This is a genomic window from Mesorhizobium sp. M0778 (genome assembly GCF_040320105.1).
Lineage (GTDB): Bacteria > Pseudomonadota > Alphaproteobacteria > Rhizobiales > Rhizobiaceae > Mesorhizobium.
Genome location: NZ_JAMYPA010000043.1, coordinates 1 through 15,943, shown reverse-complemented (window position 1 = coordinate 15,943; position 15,943 = coordinate 1). Strand labels below are relative to the sequence as shown.

General features: G+C 62.5%; 16 protein-coding genes. 8 read left to right on the top strand and 8 right to left on the bottom strand.

What is annotated here, in order from left to right:
- The first annotated feature begins 26 nt into the window (after window positions 1-26).
- On the top strand, window positions 27-974 hold the full coding sequence (locus NKI22_RS30980) for an IS110 family RNA-guided transposase (protein WP_352642893.1): 948 nt from the start codon (window positions 27-29) through the stop codon (window positions 972-974).
- 39 nt (window positions 975-1,013) lie between these two features.
- Here the strand turns inward: NKI22_RS30980 and NKI22_RS30975 are convergent, their stop codons facing one another.
- The 7 genes from NKI22_RS30975 to NKI22_RS30945 all read right to left on the bottom strand — a co-directional run bounded on the left by NKI22_RS30975 (window position 1,014) and on the right by NKI22_RS30945 (window position 7,747).
- Complete coding sequence (locus tag NKI22_RS30975; RefSeq protein WP_023722319.1) at window positions 1,014-2,117, bottom strand: ABC transporter ATP-binding protein; 1,104 nt, start codon at window positions 2,115-2,117, stop codon at window positions 1,014-1,016.
- Window positions 2,117-3,220 (bottom strand): ABC transporter ATP-binding protein, encoded by a 1,104-nt coding sequence (locus tag NKI22_RS30970; RefSeq protein ID WP_023722318.1) that lies wholly within the window; start codon window positions 3,218-3,220, stop codon window positions 2,117-2,119. Before NKI22_RS30970 ends, NKI22_RS30975 begins: the two co-directional genes overlap by 1 nt.
- Window positions 3,217-3,438 carry a hypothetical protein gene (locus NKI22_RS30965; RefSeq protein ID WP_023722317.1) on the bottom strand — a complete coding sequence of 74 codons (222 nt, stop codon included), beginning with the start codon at window positions 3,436-3,438 and terminating at the stop codon, window positions 3,217-3,219. The genes NKI22_RS30970 and NKI22_RS30965 overlap by 4 nt, the downstream gene beginning before the upstream one ends.
- The gene (locus tag NKI22_RS30960; RefSeq protein WP_023722316.1) at window positions 3,435-4,394 is read right to left on the bottom strand and encodes a carbohydrate ABC transporter permease; all 960 of its coding nucleotides are present in this window, start codon (window positions 4,392-4,394) and stop codon (window positions 3,435-3,437) included. Before NKI22_RS30960 ends, NKI22_RS30965 begins: the two co-directional genes overlap by 4 nt.
- Before the next feature lies 1 nt (window position 4,395).
- Entirely contained in the window at window positions 4,396-5,301 is a 906-nt protein-coding gene (locus NKI22_RS30955) for a carbohydrate ABC transporter permease (RefSeq protein WP_023722315.1), read from the bottom strand.
- Between the two features lie 74 nt (window positions 5,302-5,375).
- A complete protein-coding gene (locus NKI22_RS30950; protein WP_023722314.1) occupies window positions 5,376-6,692 on the bottom strand; it encodes an ABC transporter substrate-binding protein in 1,317 nt (438 codons plus the stop codon).
- Window positions 6,693-7,051: 359 nt separating this feature from the next.
- Window positions 7,052-7,747 (bottom strand): TetR/AcrR family transcriptional regulator, encoded by a 696-nt coding sequence (locus NKI22_RS30945; RefSeq protein WP_023722313.1) that lies wholly within the window; start codon window positions 7,745-7,747, stop codon window positions 7,052-7,054.
- A gap of 107 nt (window positions 7,748-7,854) precedes the next feature.
- Between NKI22_RS30945 and NKI22_RS30940 the strand changes: the two genes are divergently transcribed.
- The 3 genes from NKI22_RS30940 to NKI22_RS30930 are packed head-to-tail and all read left to right on the top strand — an operon-like array spanning window position 7,855 to window position 10,338.
- Window positions 7,855-9,051, top strand: a complete 1,197-nt coding sequence (locus NKI22_RS30940) for a Tm-1-like ATP-binding domain-containing protein (RefSeq protein ID WP_023722312.1) — start codon at window positions 7,855-7,857, stop codon at window positions 9,049-9,051.
- Between the two features lie 11 nt (window positions 9,052-9,062).
- Window positions 9,063-9,902, top strand: a complete 840-nt coding sequence (locus NKI22_RS30935) for a phosphoenolpyruvate hydrolase family protein (RefSeq protein WP_352484966.1) — start codon at window positions 9,063-9,065, stop codon at window positions 9,900-9,902.
- 16 nt (window positions 9,903-9,918) lie between these two features.
- On the top strand, window positions 9,919-10,338 hold the full coding sequence (locus NKI22_RS30930) for a cupin domain-containing protein (RefSeq protein WP_023722310.1): 420 nt from the start codon (window positions 9,919-9,921) through the stop codon (window positions 10,336-10,338).
- Window positions 10,339-10,350: 12 nt separating this feature from the next.
- Here NKI22_RS30930 and NKI22_RS30925 read toward each other — a convergent pair whose 3' ends face one another.
- The gene (locus NKI22_RS30925; protein ID WP_352484965.1) at window positions 10,351-11,538 is read right to left on the bottom strand and encodes a M24 family metallopeptidase; all 1,188 of its coding nucleotides are present in this window, start codon (window positions 11,536-11,538) and stop codon (window positions 10,351-10,353) included.
- A 364-nt stretch (window positions 11,539-11,902) separates the two neighbouring features.
- Between NKI22_RS30925 and NKI22_RS30920 the strand changes: the two genes are divergently transcribed.
- From NKI22_RS30920 to NKI22_RS30905, 4 genes are all read left to right on the top strand, one after another.
- Window positions 11,903-13,513, top strand: coding sequence for an ABC transporter substrate-binding protein (locus NKI22_RS30920; protein ID WP_352484964.1), 1,611 nt, complete (start codon window positions 11,903-11,905; stop codon window positions 13,511-13,513).
- A gap of 282 nt (window positions 13,514-13,795) precedes the next feature.
- Complete coding sequence (locus NKI22_RS30915; RefSeq protein WP_023722307.1) at window positions 13,796-14,782, top strand: ABC transporter permease; 987 nt, start codon at window positions 13,796-13,798, stop codon at window positions 14,780-14,782.
- A complete protein-coding gene (locus NKI22_RS30910) occupies window positions 14,779-15,609 on the top strand; it encodes an ABC transporter permease (RefSeq protein ID WP_023722306.1) in 831 nt (276 codons plus the stop codon). Before NKI22_RS30915 ends, NKI22_RS30910 begins: the two co-directional genes overlap by 4 nt.
- Window positions 15,606-15,943 (top strand): ATP-binding cassette domain-containing protein (locus NKI22_RS30905; RefSeq protein WP_352959649.1); only part of this gene is annotated, 338 nt, incomplete at its 3' end. The genes NKI22_RS30910 and NKI22_RS30905, both read left to right, overlap by 4 nt.

The window sequence follows — 15,943 nt, the reverse complement described above, 5'->3', positions numbered from 1 at the left end:
GATGACAAGCACGGGACACGGAAAAGATGACCGCAATCATAGCACGAACGCTCGGAATCGACATCTCGAAAGATCGCCTCGACGTCCATCTCCTGCCGGAAGGGACGGAGCGGCAATTCGCCAATGACGCAAACGGCCTGCGCGAGCTGCTGCGCTGGCTGGCTCCGCTTGCCCCCAACCGCATTGTCTACGAAGCGACGGGCGCCTACCACCGGCTGCTCGAGCGCACGTTGGGTGCCAAGGGCCTGCCGCTGGTCAAGATGAACCCGCAGCACACGCGCGCTTTCGCGAAGGCCGCCGGCCGACTGTCCAAGACCGATCGCATCGACGCCGCCATGCTCGCCCGCTTCGGCGAACTGATGACGCCGCAAATCCGACCAATCCGCAGCGACACCCTTGATACGCTTTGCGAACTCGTCGCAGCGCGCCGCGCATTGGTCAAGGACCGTACCGCCGCCCAGAACAGGCAGAAGAACCTGACCATCCCGCTTTTGAAGCGCCAGGCCGAGCAGCGGCTCAGGCAAATCACCACCCAGATCAATGCGATCGACGCCGAATGTCGTACGCTGGTCGCCCGCGAGCCAGATCTTGTCCGTCGCTTCGACATCCTCACCAGTATCCCAGGCCTTGGCGAAGTCACAGCCTTCGCCATCATCGCCGACATGCCGGAGTTGGGAACCCTTGCCAACAAACAGGTCGCAAGCCTCGCCGGCCTCGCACCGGTCGATCGCCAGTCGGGGCAGTGGAAGGGCAAGTGCTTCATCCGGGGAGGAAGATCGTCGGTCAGGCAGGCGCTCTACATGCCAGCCCTCGTCGCGGTCCGTTTCAATCAGTCACTCAAGACAAAATACCAAGACCTCCGAGACGGCGGAAAACCTGCAAAACTCGCCATAACCGCCATCATGAGAAAGCTCGTCGTTCTCGCTAACGCCCTCATCAGGGACGACCGGAAATGGTCGCCATCCCTTCCTTGACCAAGACGGATACTCTAGCTGCAGTAAAGAGGCTTGTACTTAGCCGGCGTGACGCAGGCTTATTCCGCTGCCCTTATCGAACAGCACCACCTTGTCCGGGTTCCAGGCAAAGCGCACCGGCTGCTCTATCTGCACGTCGGTCCTGGCCGGCACAGTGGCGCGCAGCATGGCGTCGCCGACCCGCAGCGTCAGGATCTTCTCGACGCCATGGTTCTCGACGTCATGGACCCGCGCCTCGACCGGCGCGCCGGTCTCGAGATAGACGTCCTCGGGACGAATACCGAAGACGAGCGGGCGACCGTCGGTCGCCGCGCCCGTCTTGGCACCCCCCGAAGTCTTGGCACCCCCCGCAAACGGCAATTCGAAATTCAGCGGTGCCATCACCGCACGCCCGTTAACAAGCTTGCCGTCGATGAGATTCATCGGCGGCGAGCCGACGAAGCTCGCCACGTAGGTGTCGCGCGGATTGTTGTAAATCTCGTACGGCGTGCCGGTCTGGACGATGCGGCCATGGTTGAGCACGCCGACCTTGTCACCCATCGACATCGCCTCGATCTGATCGTGCGTCACGAACAGGAAGGTGGCGCCGAGCTGCATCTGCAGGTTCTTCAATTCGGTGCGCAGCGCCTCGCGCAATTTGGCGTCGAGCGCCGACAACGGCTCGTCCATCAGGAATACCCGCGGCTTGCGCACGATGGCGCGGCCGATCGAGACGCGCTGCATCTCGCCGCCTGAAAGCCGGTCGGTCTTGCGGTCGAGCAGATGCTCGATCCGCAGTGTCCTGGCAGCGCGGTCGACACGATCCTTGATCTCGGCATCGGGCAACCGGCGGATCTTCGGCTTCAGCGGAAATTCGAGGTTTTCGCGCACCGTATAACGCGGATAGAGCGAATATTGCTGCAGCACCAGCGCCACGTCGCGCTCGGCCGCGCCCCAATCGGCGACATCGACGCCGTCGATAAAGACCTGGCCTTCGCTCGGTTTTTCCAGGCCGGCAATCATGCGCAGCGTCGTCGTCTTGCCGGCGCCGGTCTCGCCGAGCAGGACGAAGAACTCGCCGTCGGCGATGTCGAGGTCGAGCCCGGTCAAAGCGGTGTGGTTGCCGAATTTCTTCGAAATGTTCTTGAGCTGGATGTGGGCCATCAGAGTCTCACTCCCAGCGATTTGCCGCTCGCCGTGTCGAAGAAATGCGCCTGGCTGGGATCGATTCTGACGAAGACCCTTTCGCCGGGGCCGCCGATGAAGCCGCTCTTGGTGCGTGCACGCAGCATCTTGGAGCCGACCTTGAGGTCGACGATATCGAAGGAGCCGAGCGGCTCAACGATCTGCGTCTCCACCGGCAAGAACCCCTCGGCGGCTTCGCGGCGAACGAGAACGCCCTCCGGCCGGATGCCGAGCGCGAGCTGGCCGCCGGCATGACCGTTGAGCTTCGACAGCAAGGTGCGCGGGAATTCGAAGCCGGCGGCCGCATCGCCAACCGTGACCGAGGCCGACGAGGCTTTCTCGGTCACCGAAGCGTCGGCGACGTTCATAACTGGGCTGCCGACAAACTGCGCGACGAAAAGATTCGCCGGGTGCGAATAGACCTCGTCCGGCGAGCCGACCTGCTGCAGCACGCCCTCATGCATGATGACGATGCGGTCGGCGAGGCTCATCGCCTCGATCTGGTCGTGGGTGACGTAGATGCTGGTCGAGCCCTGCTTGATGTGCAGCCGCTTGATCTCGGCCCGCATCTCCTCGCGCAGCTTGGCATCGAGCGCGCCGATCGGCTCGTCCATCAGCATCGCCTTCGGCCGCCGCACCAAGGCTCGGCCGATCGCGACGCGCTGCATGTCGCCGCCGGACAGGGCCGACGGTTTCTTGGCGAGGAGATCGCTGATCTGCAGCGTCTTGGCGACCGAGCGCACCTCGCTGTCGATCTCGGCCTTGCTCTTGCGCGTCGCTCTCAGCGGAAAGGCGATGTTCTCGTAGACGCTCATATGCGGATAGAGCGAGAACGATTGGAAGACCATGGCTATGTCGCGGTCGGCGGCCTTGAGATGCTGGACCGGCTTGCCGTCGATGAGGATGTCGCCGCCGTCGATCGTCTCCAGTCCGGCAACGGCCCTGAGCGTCGTCGTCTTGCCGCAGCCCGACTGGCCGAGCAGCACGATGAACTCGTTGTCGTCGATCTTCAGGTTGAGGTCCTTGATGACCTGGACGGCGCCGAAAAATTTCTGGACACCGCGAAGCTCGATCTGGGTCAATGCTGCGCCCCCGGGTTTGCCCCTTGCCCGGTGCCGGCCTTCTCCTCCGGCGCGATCTTGGAGGTGATGTTGAAGCCGATCAGGCCGATCAGGATGATGGTCACGCCGTAGCTGTGCAGCAGCATGTGCCATGGCTGGCAGAGCGCGATGATGCCGAGCACCATCAGCACCTGGCTGCCCGGTTCGAGATATTTCTGATTGATGTCGCGAAAACTCATTTGCGGATCGCTCCGAAGGACATGCCGCGCAGCAGATGGTTGCGGAGCAGGAAGGTGAAGATCGCGACCGGCAGCAGGAACAGGAAGGTTCCGGCGGCAATCACCGTCCAGTCCGGCAGGCCGGCGCCGACCTGGCTGGGAATGAAAGGCGGCGCCGTCTGGGCACGGCGGCTGGTCATGATCAGTGCGAAGGCATATTCGTTCCACGCCGTGATAAAGCAGAACACGGCGGTGGCGGCGATGCCGGTGGCGGCCTCGGGCAGCACGATCTTGAAGAAGGCCTCCATGCGCGTATAGCCGTCGACGAGGGCCGCCTCCTCATACTCCTTGGGGATCTCGTCCATGAAGCCTTTCATCAGCCACACCGAGAAGGACAGGTTGAAGGCGGTGTAAAGGATGATCAGGCCGACATGGGAATCGTTGAGGCCGACCGCCCGGTACATCAGGAACATCGGAATGGCGACGACCACCGGCGGCAGCATGCGCGTCGACAGGATGAAGAACAGCAGGTCCGCCTCGCCTTTCACCTTGAAGCGCGAGAATCCATAGGCGGTGAAGGTGCCCATGCCGACGGCCAGGACGGTCGAGGTTATGGCAACGATCAGCGAGTTCATGAAACGGCTCGGATAGCCCGACCACTGCACCTGGCCCTTGCCGTCGCGCACGATCTTTTCGCCGCCATTGAAGACGACGCGCTCCCACCACGGCGCAGCCGCGTACTCCTCCGGTGATGGCGGGCTGCGCAGCTGCGAACGCTTGGTGAACAACTTGACGAAGGGCGATATCTCCGGCTGGAAAACCACCGTCGGCGGAATGGTGGTGGCGAGGTTGCGCGGCTTGAACGCCGTCGAGGCTATCCAGTAGATCGGCGCCAGGAAGATGATCGTCACCAGCAGGACGGCGACGATGGCGACCCGGTTGAAGGTGATTTCGGAAGAAGTGCGGACTGCGGCCATCTCAGCGCTCCTTCACCTTGTTGAGGTATTTGACATAGATGTTGGTGATCGCCAGCACCATGATCAACACGATGTAGGCGAGCGCGCAGGAGCGCCCGGTCTGCCATTCCTGGAACGCCATCTTGTAGAGCCGGATCGAGATCAGCTCGGCCGTCGGCTGGCTGGTCAGGATATAGGCGAGGTCGAAGGTCTTGAACGCCTCCATGGTGCGGAAGATGACCGCGATCATCAGGATCGGCGCGACCAGCGGCAGCGTGATGCGGAAGAAGGTGTAGAACGGCCCGGCCCTGTCGATCGCGGCGGCCTCGTAGAGATGCTTGGGCACGGCCGACAGGCCGGCCAGCGACAACAGCATGACGAAGGGCGACCACATCCAGATATCGGTCAGCGCGACCGCATAGAGCGCCATTTTCGGATCCGACAGCCATTCGAAGGTGCCGAGGCCCAGCGCATAATTGATGATGCCGAAGGACGGATCGTAGAGCAGTTTCCAGAACAGGCCGACGACGGCCATAGACAGCATCATCGGCAACAACAGGAGCGTCGTCAGCAGGCCCTTGAGCGGAATGTCGCGGTTGAGCAGCATGGCCACGCCGAAGCCGACGAGCAGCTGGCCGGCGACCGAGATGATGACGTATTTTGCGGTGATGGCGAAGTTGGACCAGACATAGGGATCGCTGAGCAGGTCGCGATAGTTTTGCAGCCCGACGAAATTCGCCGCCGCGCTGGTCGAGGCGCGAAAATCGGTGAACGAATAGCCCAGCGAATAGATCAGCGGGAAGATGTTGAAGACGATCAGAAACAGGATCGTCGGGATGATGAAAAGATTGCGGATCGAAATGTCGCTTAGACCGCGAGCAGCGGCCCGCGAGGACCTGTCCAGCGTGGTGATCATCGTGGTCGCCAAGACCCTGCTCCCGGTTCAAGAATCAGAAAAAGAAACGGAGGAGGCACGAACGCCCCCTCCGTGAAGCTTCATACTTATTGGCCGCGGCCGTATTTCTTGAAGGTCGCGTTCCAGTCGGCTGCCAGTGCGTCCAGCGTCTCCTTGGCGGTGCCTTCGCCGCCGATCATGTAGGGGTAGATGCGCTGGTTGAGCTGCTGCAGCAGTTCGGCATATTCCGGAACCGCCCAGAAGTCCTTGACCTTGAACATGGTCTCGTAGAACGCCTTGTTGTAGGGCGTGGCGTTCTGGAATTCGGGCGACTTGAGCACGGCGGCACTGCAGGTGTAGCCGCCAAGCGCTGCCCATTTCTTCTGGGTCTCGTCCTTGATGAACCATTCCAGGAACTTGGTCGCCTCTTCCTGCTTCTGCGAGTAGGAAACGATGGAGATGCCCTGACCGCCGAGTGCGGCGAACTGGTCCCCGTTCGGGCCGGGAGGATTGGCGAAGAAGCCGGTGTTCTTGGCGTTCGGGTTCGACGCCTCGTTGATCAGCGAGGGGAAGAACGCGAAGTAGTTCATGCTCATCGCGGCCAGGTTTTCAGTGATCGCCTGGTTGTCCTCGACGAAGAACGACTTGGCCCAGCCCGGAGGCGTGAACTTGTAGAGTTCCTTGTAGGCGTCGAGCGCCGCGATCGCCTTGTCGGAGTTGATGAAGCCGTCGACCTTGTAGGTCTTATAATCACCCAGCTCGCCGCCAAAGGAAAACAGCGCGTTTTCGAAGCCCATCGCCATCGCGTCATACGAATTGTCGGTGTAGATGGCGATGCCGTATTTTTTCTGGTCCGGCCGGTAGAAGAACTCGGCGATGTCGCGCAGCGCCTTGAAATCCTTCGGCACGTCGAGATCGTAGCCATACTTGGCCTTGAAGGCTTCCTTTTCCTTCGGATCCTCGAACCAGTCCTTGCGGTAGGACCAGCCGACGGCGTCGCCTTCAAGCGGAATGGCCCAGTACTTGCTGCTGCCGCCCGGATATTCGGCGTAGTACTTCACCGTCGCCGGTGCCATCACGTCGCCGACCTTGTGCTTGTTGAAGAAGTCGGTCAGGTCGACATAGTGGCCACCGGTCGAGCCGGCACCGAGCCATTGCGAGTCGCCGACGACCATATCATAGGCGTCGCCATGGGCGTTGAACTCGGTGAAGGCTTTGGTCTGGAAGTCGGGCCACGGTGTGGTTTCCACCGTGATTTTGACGCCGGTTTCCTTCTCGTACTCGTTGCCGAGTTCCTGCAGGTAATTGGCCGGATCCCATTCCGCCCAGAAGATTGTAAGTTCCTTTTCCTGCGCGTAGACGGACGTTCCGCAGGCTAGCACTAAGCCGATACCAGCAAGCAAGCTGGTCATTGTCTTGCGCATAATGATTTCCTCCCTTGTGCGCATTCTACCGCGTCATGCGAGCCGGCGGCGAGGCCGGCCCTGGTAGTCCTCCCGTGACGGCACCGTTCCGGTTTTTGAGCCTCCTCGTTCGACCGAAACGGATATTAGCCTTCACCCTTTGATCCGCTTTATTTGTCCTGATCTGGTATTACCAATTTCAGACGAACGTCAAGCCCTTTCTTGGACGGCGGCGGACACGCAGACAAGTTGGTTTCTGCGATATCTGCCTGTTTTCCCTGAATTTTCCTACTCCTTGATACAGAGGGGCCTTGCCTCGGCCGCTGCATCGCCAATAGTATGAGTAGGCAGGGTGCAAATCTGGTCGAACCAGATTGGCGTCATCTAGCGGCTGTCATCGGTGCGATCCCATCTCCTTCAATCATCGATTCCGTCACAGCTGCGCGTACCAGCGCGCTGGCGGCCCATTGCGCGACCGACATCATACTGCGGCTGTCCAATCCCCATATATCCTTCAGTACGATCAGCATCTCAACACCGAAGATCAATGACAGCGCCTGCGCGAGCCGCTTGAATTCGCGCGGCGGCAACCGGCCTTTGAGTGGCGCAATCGCATCTTTCAAAAGATCGACGCGATGGCCGCGCGTGAACGCCGGTTCGCCGTCAAACGTGCCTGCCTGTCGCTGCGCCCACTGGTCGAGCGACAGTTTCAGCGCCGCCTTGAACGTCGCTTCGAAGGCCTCGATGCGCGGCATGGCGGTCTCGAACAGCTCGGCCACCCGGCGCTCGGGATCGGCAGAGCTCGATTTCCAGGTAAGGATCGGTCCGAGCCCCTCATCGACCACCGCCTGCACCAGCGCCGCCTGGCTCGGAAAATACCGATAGGCGGTGGCGCGTGAGACTTCCGCCGCCTCCGCCACCTCGCTGACCGACGGCGTGGCGCCCGCCTGCATCAGCTTTGTCGCCGTCTCCAGCATCAGCCGCCTGGTGCGCGCGCGGGCCCCGCGCTCTACCCGCGGGTTCGGCCCCTGGCCGGCATCGTCGTCCGTTGCCGCTTGTTGACGTGAGACATTCATGTCAATACGATACGCGCGTCTCAAAAAATTGCAATGGCCCTTCGCGCCGTCGAATGGCCGGGCAAAGGGGCGGCAGCGTCGAACACGCCCAGGACCGGGGAAACGCGATGAAGCGCATCTATGTGGTGGGCACCGCCGACACCAAGGGCGAGGAACTCGCTTTTCTGGCCGATGCGGTCGCCGCAACCGGCGCTTCGATTGCCCGTGTCGACATCGGAACACGCGGCGCGACCGTGCCGGTCGATGTTTCGGCAGACGAGGTCGCCAGCCACCATTCAGAGGGTCGCAATGCCGTGCTCGGCGTCGACGACCACGGCACCGCAGTGGCGGCGATGGCTGCCGCCTTTGCCCGATTTGTTCAATCGCGTAGCGATATTGCCGGGATTATCGGCATCGGCGGTGGCGGCGGCACCTCGATCATCACCACAGGCATGCGCACGCTGCCGCTCGGCCTGCCCAAGATCATGGTTTCGACCTTGGCCTCCGGCGACACCGCGCCTTATGTCGACGTCTCCGACATCGTCATGATGCCGTCGGTGACCGACATGGCCGGCCTCAACCGGCTTTCCCGTGTCGTGCTCCACAATGCCGCCCAGGCGATATCAGGCATGGCGGCAAAGCCGGCGCCGCCGGCCGACGGCAGACCCTCGATAGGCCTCACCATGTTCGGCGTCACCACGCCGTGCGTGACCGCCATCGCCGACGAACTTCGTTCGACTTATGACTGTATGGTATTTCATGCCACTGGAACCGGCGGCCGCACCATGGAAAAATTGGCCGACAGCGGCTTGTTGTCCGGCGTCATCGACATCACCACGACCGAAGTCTGCGACTTGCTGTTTGGCGGCGTGCTGCCGGCGACGGACGATCGCTTTGGTGCCATCGCCCGCACCGGGCTGCCTTATGTCGGCTCGGTCGGCGCGCTCGACATGGTCAATTTCTGGGCGCCGCCAACAATTCCGGAACGCTATCGCGGCCGGCTATTCTATGAGCACAATCCAAACGTCACACTGATGCGCACCACCGCCGACGAAAGCAGAATGATCGGCGAATGGATCGGTACAAGGCTGAGCCTCTGCCAGGGTCCGGTTCGTTTCCTCATTCCGGAGAAAGGCGTGTCGGCGCTCGACATCGAAGGCGGCGCCTTCTTCGACCCTGAAGCCGATGCAGCTTTGTTCGAGGCGATCGAGCGCACCATCAAACCCGCCAAAACGCGGCGCGTTCTGCGCCTGCCGCTGCATATCAACGACCCCGAATTCGCCTGGGCCGCCACAACGGCCTTCCTCGACATCGCCAGACAGTGAGACACCAAGATATGGCCGCCATACCGCGCAAGAAAATCCTGGAGAAATTCCGCAAGATGATCGCGGACGGCGTTCCGATCGTCGGCGGCGGTGCCGGCACCGGCCTGTCGGCCAAGGCAGAGGAAGCTGGCGGCATCGACCTGATCATCATCTACAATTCCGGCCGCTACCGCATGGCCGGGCGCGGCTCGGCCGCCGGCCTGCTCGCCTATGGCAACGCCAACGAGATCGTCAAGGAGATGGCCTACGAAGTGCTGCCGGTAGTGAAGAAGACGCCGGTGCTGGCCGGCGTCAACGGCACCGATCCCTTCGTCATCATGCCGCTGCTTTTGGCCGAGTTGAAGACGATGGGCTTTTCCGGTGTGCAGAACTTTCCGACCATCGGCCTGTTCGACGGCCAGATGCGGCAGAGTTTTGAAGAAACCGGCATGGGCTTCGGGCTCGAGGTCGACATGATCGCCGAGGCTCACAAACTCGACCTGTTGACCACGCCCTACGTCTTCAATCCAGACGAGGCTCGCGCCATGACACAAGCCGGCGCCGACATCGTCGTCGCCCATATGGGGGTGACCACCGGCGGTTCGATCGGTGCGACCTCGGCTAAATCGCTGGACGACTGTGTGAAGGAGATCGACGCCATTGCCGAAGCGGCACGCTCAGTGCGCGAGGATATCATCCTGCTTTGCCATGGCGGGCCGATCTCGATGCCGGACGACGCCAAATATATTCTCGAGCGCTGCAAGGGCCTGCACGGTTTCTACGGCGCGAGTTCGATGGAACGGCTGCCGGCGGAAGCTTCGATCGCCAGGCAAACGGCGGATTTCAAGGCCGTCACGTTCGGCGCTGCGTAGAAGAAGGGGTGAGACGATGACCGACAACAGCAAGGTGTTCGTATACCCAAAAGACGTCAGCGCCTTCGGCTTCGACTGGGGCAGGCTGTCGCTGACGGTCGCTCCCGAAGTGAACGGCGCGAAGCGCTTTTCCGGTGGTGTCGTCGACCTGCCGTCGGGCAAGGGCCATACGCGTCATAACCATCCGGGTGCCGAGGAGATCATTTTCGTCATCTCAGGCAATGGCGAGCAGATGGTCGAAGACGAGAAGGGCAATCCGGTCGTCGAGAAGGTCGGCCCCGGTTGCACCATCTATGTGCCGGAAAGCCGCTTCCATTCGACGCTCAATACCGGCGACGCGCCGATGCAGCTTTTCGTCGTCTATTCGCCGGCCGGGCCGGAATTGGCACTGCGCGACCTGCCGGATTTCAGGCTGCTGCCGTCAGGTGGGAATTGAGATAGACGGCGCCTAAGCCCCGCCCCTGTTCCAGCCCCTACCCCGATCGCCGAACATAATGTAACCGGCGCCGGTCACCGCCACCGTGTCCTCCAGCTTGATGAAGCCGCGCGTCGGGTGGAGCATGGTCGTCTCGACCGAAAGCACCATGTTCTTCTCCAGCGGCTTTGCGGCATAGGTGCCTTCATAGGTCACCGGATGGTTGGTCATCAGGAACGGCGCTTCGTGCGTGATCAGCCCCATGCCATGCGCGAAGAAATCGGTATAGGCCGCAACCTTGGATTTCTTCAGCACGCCTTCGGCATGAGAAATCATGTCACCGCCCAGCGTGCCCGCCTTTACCTTGGAGAAGGCCGCCTGCTGCACCGTCTCGATCTCGGCCAGCAGATCCTCGAGTTCGGCGTCAGGCTCACCCAGCACGCCCATGCGGCAAAGGTCGCCGATATAGCCGTGGTAGTTGCCGCCGGAATCGATCGACATCACCTCGCCCTTCTTCCACGTTTGCGGCGAGGCCGCGCGGTTGTGACTGGAGCCTAGCGTCAACAGGCAATATTCGAAATGCGCGCCGCGATTGGTCTCCTCGCGCCTGAGCTGTTCGATGATCTCGCTCTTGGTTGTGCCTTCGCGTGCCCAGCCGATGGTCGCCAGCATGGAATCGGTGATCAGCTCCGAAGCAATGCGCAGCTTCTCCAGCTCGGCTTCGGTTTTGATTGCTCGCATGCGCTCCAGCATGTGCGTGGCGTCGATCAGCTTGGCGTCCGGCAGCGCGTTGCGGATCAGCATATAGGCGTCGGACGGCAGGAAGGCGGGCTCGATGCCAATGCGGGCATTGCCCTTGCCGATCTTCCGCAAATGCTCGACCGCCAGGTTGGCGGCATCGAGCGTGCCCCAGCAGGCGGCATGCAGTGTCGGCGTCCAGAACGGATGGTTCTGGTGCTCGCCGCCCTCCATGCGGTTGCCGATATAGGCGGCATGCTCCGGCCCGCCTTTCTCGTAGACGACGACAGGCAGATAGCGGCTATGGCCGATCGCATCCATGGCGGCGAAGAAGATGAACTTGTAGCCGCCAAGCAGATATTGCGTGTTGTGCTTGGAGGTGGCGAGCAGCACGTCGATGCCGGCTTCCTCCATCAGCCCGTCCACCCTGGCCTGGTCGAACGGCACGCTGCCGACGACATTCTTGCCCGGAGCAACGTTCATTGTCTCTCTCCCTGAAGTGCCATGACCGACCGCACGTGGCGCCGGCCTTTCTGGTTTTAGAGCCTTGGCTCCCCTCAAATCTGCATCATTTTGCCCGGTCTGGTCCAGCCAGAATGGGTCGAGCGGGCGCCAAAAGCTCATTCCGCTACCGGCATGGTCTAATCTGGTCCGGCCAGATCAGCGCATTGGACCGCTTCCCTGTAACTGGTCCAGCGGACGGAAATTTCAAAGCCACGTGAGGATGCGCCAATTCCGTCTCTGGCGAAACCCCGGACAAGGGCCATAATCAGCTTTGCAGGATGCTCACGAGCGTCCGAGGGGTACGGCGCACCCGGCCGGGTCGCGGAGAGGACGGAGTTCGATCATGCCAGAGTTCACCATTTCCAGGCGTACGATGCTTGCGGGTTCGGCATTGCTGCTGGCCTCCACCGCCATGCCGACGATCGGCTGGGCGCAGACGCCGAAAAAGGGCGGACGACTGGTTGTCGCCGCTGATTCCGAGCCGCGCAATCTCAATCCGGCGATTGTCGCCTCGAACGGCGTCTTCTTCATCTCGAGCAAGATCGTGGAAACCTTGGCCGAGGCCTCCTTCGGCGGCAAGGACGGGCTCGAGCCACGGCTGGCGCTCAGCTGGGAAGGCGCCGCCGACGGCCTGTCGGTGACGTTCAAACTGCGCGAGGACGTCAAATGGCATGACGGGAAGCCCTTCACCTCAGCCGATGTCGCCTTCTCGGCGTTGCAGGTCTGGAAACCGCTGCAGAATCTCGGCCGCACCGTGTTCAAGGATCTGGAGGCGGTCGACACGCCGGACGAGGCGACCGCCGTGTTCAAATTCGCCAAGCCGACCCCGTTCCAGCTGATCCGCAACGCCTTGCCGGCGCTGAGCAGCGTGGTGCCCAAGCACATCTACGAGACCGGAAAGATCGAGGACAACCCGGCCAACAACGCCCCGGTCGGCACCGGACCGTTCAAATTTGCCGAATACAAGCCCGGCGAATATTACCGGCTGGAGAAGAACACCGACTATTGGGGCAAGGACGAGCCCTATCTCGATGAGATCATCTATCAGGTGCTGCCGGACCGCACGTCGGCGGCCAGCGCGCTCGAGGCCGAAGAGATCCAGCTCGCCGCCTTCTCCGCCGTGCCCCTGGCCGATCTCGACCGCATCTCCAAAGTGCCCGGCCTCAAGGTGATCACCAAAGGATACGAAGGGCTGACTTACCAACTGGTCGTCGAGATCAACCATCGCCGCAAGGAGCTGGCCGACCTGAAAGTGCGCCAGGCGATCGCTCACGCTATCGACAAGGATTTCGTCGTCAAGACGGTGTTTCTCGGCTATGCCGCCACCGCCACTGGCCCGGTGCCGAAAAACGACCCGCAATTCTACACCGCCGACGTGCCGACCTATGCTTTCGACGTCGCCAAGGCCAACGCCTTGCTCGACGAGGCCGGCTACAGCCGAGGCGATGATGGCAAGCGCTTTTCGCTGAAACTGCTGCCGGCGCCCTATTTCAACGAGACCAAGCAGTTCGGCGACTATCTTCGTCAGGCGCTCGCCGCCATCGGCATCGACGCCCAGCTGGTCAACAACGACTCTGCCGCGCATATCAAGGCGGTTTACACCGACCACGCCTTCGACCTTGCGGTCGGGCCGCCGGTGTTCCGCGGCGATCCGGCGATCTCGACCACCATCCTCGTGCAGAGCGGCATTCCCGACGGGGTGCCTTTCTCCAACCAGGGCGGCTACAAGAACGCCGATCTCGACGCTCTGATCGCCAAGGCATCGGAGACGCTTGACACCGCCGCCCGCACCGAACTCTACAAGGAGTTCCAGAGAAAAGTTGCCGCCGACCTGCCACTGATCAACGTCGCCGAATGGAGTTTCATCAGCGTCGCCCGCGATACGGTCAAGAACATCGCCAACACCCCGCGCTGGGCGGTGTCGAACTGGGCGGACACCTATTTAGAATCGTGACACATTCTGGCGGATGAAAATTCGCGCCGGAATCCGTGTGGAAACTTGGTCAAATACCGAGTTCCTTCACACCCCCCTCTGTCCTGCCGGACATCTCCCCCGCAAAGGGGGAGATTGGCTGGCCGCAACGTCGGCTTATTTGCCTGCTGCGTTGAAGATTGGCGAAATCGCTAATGACATCCGATCTCCCCCCTTGCGGGGGAGATGTCCGGCAGGACAGAGGGGGGTGGGAAGAAACACCGCATCTCCTAATTGCCACTGCGCCAAGCACCCGGCGCCGCCATGAGCCGCGCCCTCACCCTCCTTCGCCGTCGCCTCGTCGGCAGCATCTTCGTGTTGCTGATTGTCGTCATCGGCACCTTCCTGTTGCTCGAAGCCGCTCCCGGCGATGCGGTCGATGCCTACATCGTCTCGACCGGCGGCGACGCCGGCATGATCGAGCTGTTGCGTCACCGCTGGGGGCTCGACCAATCTGAGCTGACGCGGCTGGCCAATTACCTTTGGGCGCTGCTGCATCTCGACCTTGGCCAGTCCGTCACCTTTTCGCGGCCGATCCGCGATGTCATCACCGAGCGCCTGCCCAACACGCTGCTGTTGATGGGCAGCGCCACCGCGCTCTCCTTCGGACTCGGCTCGGTGCTCGGCATCTATGCCGGCGCCAGACCCGGCAGCGTCCGTGATCGCTTCCTGTCTATCGGCTCGCTGGCGGTCTATGCCATACCGGGCTTCTGGCTCGGGCTGGTGCTGATCATCGTCTTTGCCGTCGACCTGCGCTGGTTTCCGATCGGCGGCATCGAGAGCATCGCCTCGGCCAGGACCGGCCTTGATCGCGCTGGCGACATCGCCCGCCATCTCGTCCTGCCGGTCTCCGCGCTCGGCTTCATTTATCTCGCGCTCTATCTGCGCATGATGCGCGCCGGCATGGCCGAGGTCTGGCGGCAGGATTTTGTCCTCGCCGCTCGCGCCAGGGGACTTTCCCGCCGTCGCGTCGTGCTCGCCCATGTCGCCCGCAACGCGCTGTTGCCGCTGGTCACCATGCTTGGCCTGCAGTCCGCGCAAATGCTGGGCGGCAGCGTCGTCATCGAAAGCGTCTTTTCGGTGCCAGGCCTTGGCCGATTGGCGCAGGAAGCGGTGGCGGCACGCGACACGCCGTTGCTGCTCGGCATCATTCTCGTCAGCGCCGTTCTGGTCGTCATCATCAACCTTCTCGTCGACATCGCCTACGCCGTCCTCGATCCGCGCGTCGGAGCCAATGAGGCCGGCGCGTGAACCCGCTTCGCCGTTTTCTCCGGACGCCGGAAGCGATCGCCGGCATTGTCATCCTGGCGGCGCTGTTTGCCGTGGCGCTTGCCGCACCTTTGTTCTTTCCCGGCGATCCGCAGGCCATTGCCGGGCCGGCATTGCTGCCGCCGTTCCAGGACTGGTCGCTACCACTAGGCACCGACCGCCTCGGCCGTGACATGCTGGCCGAGCTTTTCCACGGCGCCCGCACCTCGCTGGCGGTCGGCCTGGCGGCCGCCGCCGCCGCCCTTGCCGTCGGCGCAGTGATCGGCACGCTGGCCGGCTTTGCCGGCGGCCTTATCGACGAAGTGCTGATGCGCATCACCGACGCTTTCCAGACCGTGCCAGCTTTTCTGCTGGCTTTGGCCTTCGTCAGCATCGTCGGGCCGTCGCTCGGCGTCGTCGTCGCGGCGATCGCACTGGGCGCCTGGACCGGACCGGCACGCGTGGCGCGAGCCGAAGTGCTGTCGATCCGCGAGCGCGATTTTGTAGCGGGCGCCCGCGTCATCGGCATGCATCCGCTGGAGATCGCCTTTCGCGAGGTGCTGCCCAACGCATTGCCGCCGGTACTGGCATTGTCGTCGGTGATCGTCGCCGCGGCGATTCTCACCGAAGCGGCATTGTCCTTTCTCGGCCTCGGCGACCCCAACCGCGTTACCTGGGGCGGCATGATCGCCGAAGGCCGTGCCGTGCTGCGCACCGCGCCGTTCCTGTCGATCGTTCCGGGAATAGCACTCGTGCTCACGGTGCTAGGTGTGTATCTCGCCGGCGAAGGCGTCGTCGAGACGACGGCGGTGAGGAGGGGCCTGTCGTGACGGCGCTGCTTTCGATCCGCAATCTGACGGTGACCTATCGCCGCGATGGCTCCGAGGTGACGGCACTAAAGAGTGTCAGCCTCGACATTCCCGCCGGCGAGCGCTTTGCCATCATCGGCGAGAGCGGTTCGGGCAAGAGCACGCTGGCGCTTGCCATTGCCGGGCTGCTGCCGGGTTCTGCCAGGATCGAAGGCCGCATCGATTGGCTCTTGCGCCCGCCGCCAATGTCTGGTGCCAAGACACCCCCCTCTGTCCGGGCCGGGCAGGGGGGGCGGGGGACCGGGGGGGGGGGGGGGCGGGGCGCGGGGCGGGGTGGGGCCCCAGGGGGGAAAGG

Excerpts from the sequence above, each read along its gene's own strand:
- NKI22_RS30965 (WP_023722317.1), bottom strand. The coding sequence starts at position 3,438 with ATGAGTTTTCGCGACATCAATCAGAAATATCTCGAACCGGGCAGCCAG.
- NKI22_RS30980 (WP_352642893.1), top strand. The coding sequence starts at position 27 with ATGACCGCAATCATAGCACGAACGCTCGGAATCGACATCTCGAAAGAT.
- NKI22_RS30945 (WP_023722313.1), bottom strand. The coding sequence starts at position 7,747 with ATGAATGTCTCACGTCAACAAGCGGCAACGGACGACGATGCCGGCCAG.
- NKI22_RS30930 (WP_023722310.1), top strand. The coding sequence starts at position 9,919 with ATGACCGACAACAGCAAGGTGTTCGTATACCCAAAAGACGTCAGCGCC.
- NKI22_RS30915 (WP_023722307.1), top strand. The coding sequence starts at position 13,796 with ATGAGCCGCGCCCTCACCCTCCTTCGCCGTCGCCTCGTCGGCAGCATC.
- NKI22_RS30960 (WP_023722316.1), bottom strand. The coding sequence starts at position 4,394 with ATGGCCGCAGTCCGCACTTCTTCCGAAATCACCTTCAACCGGGTCGCC.
- NKI22_RS30935 (WP_352484966.1), top strand. The coding sequence starts at position 9,063 with ATGGCCGCCATACCGCGCAAGAAAATCCTGGAGAAATTCCGCAAGATG.
- NKI22_RS30940 (WP_023722312.1), top strand. The coding sequence starts at position 7,855 with ATGAAGCGCATCTATGTGGTGGGCACCGCCGACACCAAGGGCGAGGAA.
- NKI22_RS30925 (WP_352484965.1), bottom strand. The coding sequence starts at position 11,538 with ATGAACGTTGCTCCGGGCAAGAATGTCGTCGGCAGCGTGCCGTTCGAC.
- NKI22_RS30975 (WP_023722319.1), bottom strand. The coding sequence starts at position 2,117 with ATGGCCCACATCCAGCTCAAGAACATTTCGAAGAAATTCGGCAACCAC.
- NKI22_RS30950 (WP_023722314.1), bottom strand. The coding sequence starts at position 6,692 with ATGCGCAAGACAATGACCAGCTTGCTTGCTGGTATCGGCTTAGTGCTA.
- NKI22_RS30920 (WP_352484964.1), top strand. The coding sequence starts at position 11,903 with ATGCCAGAGTTCACCATTTCCAGGCGTACGATGCTTGCGGGTTCGGCA.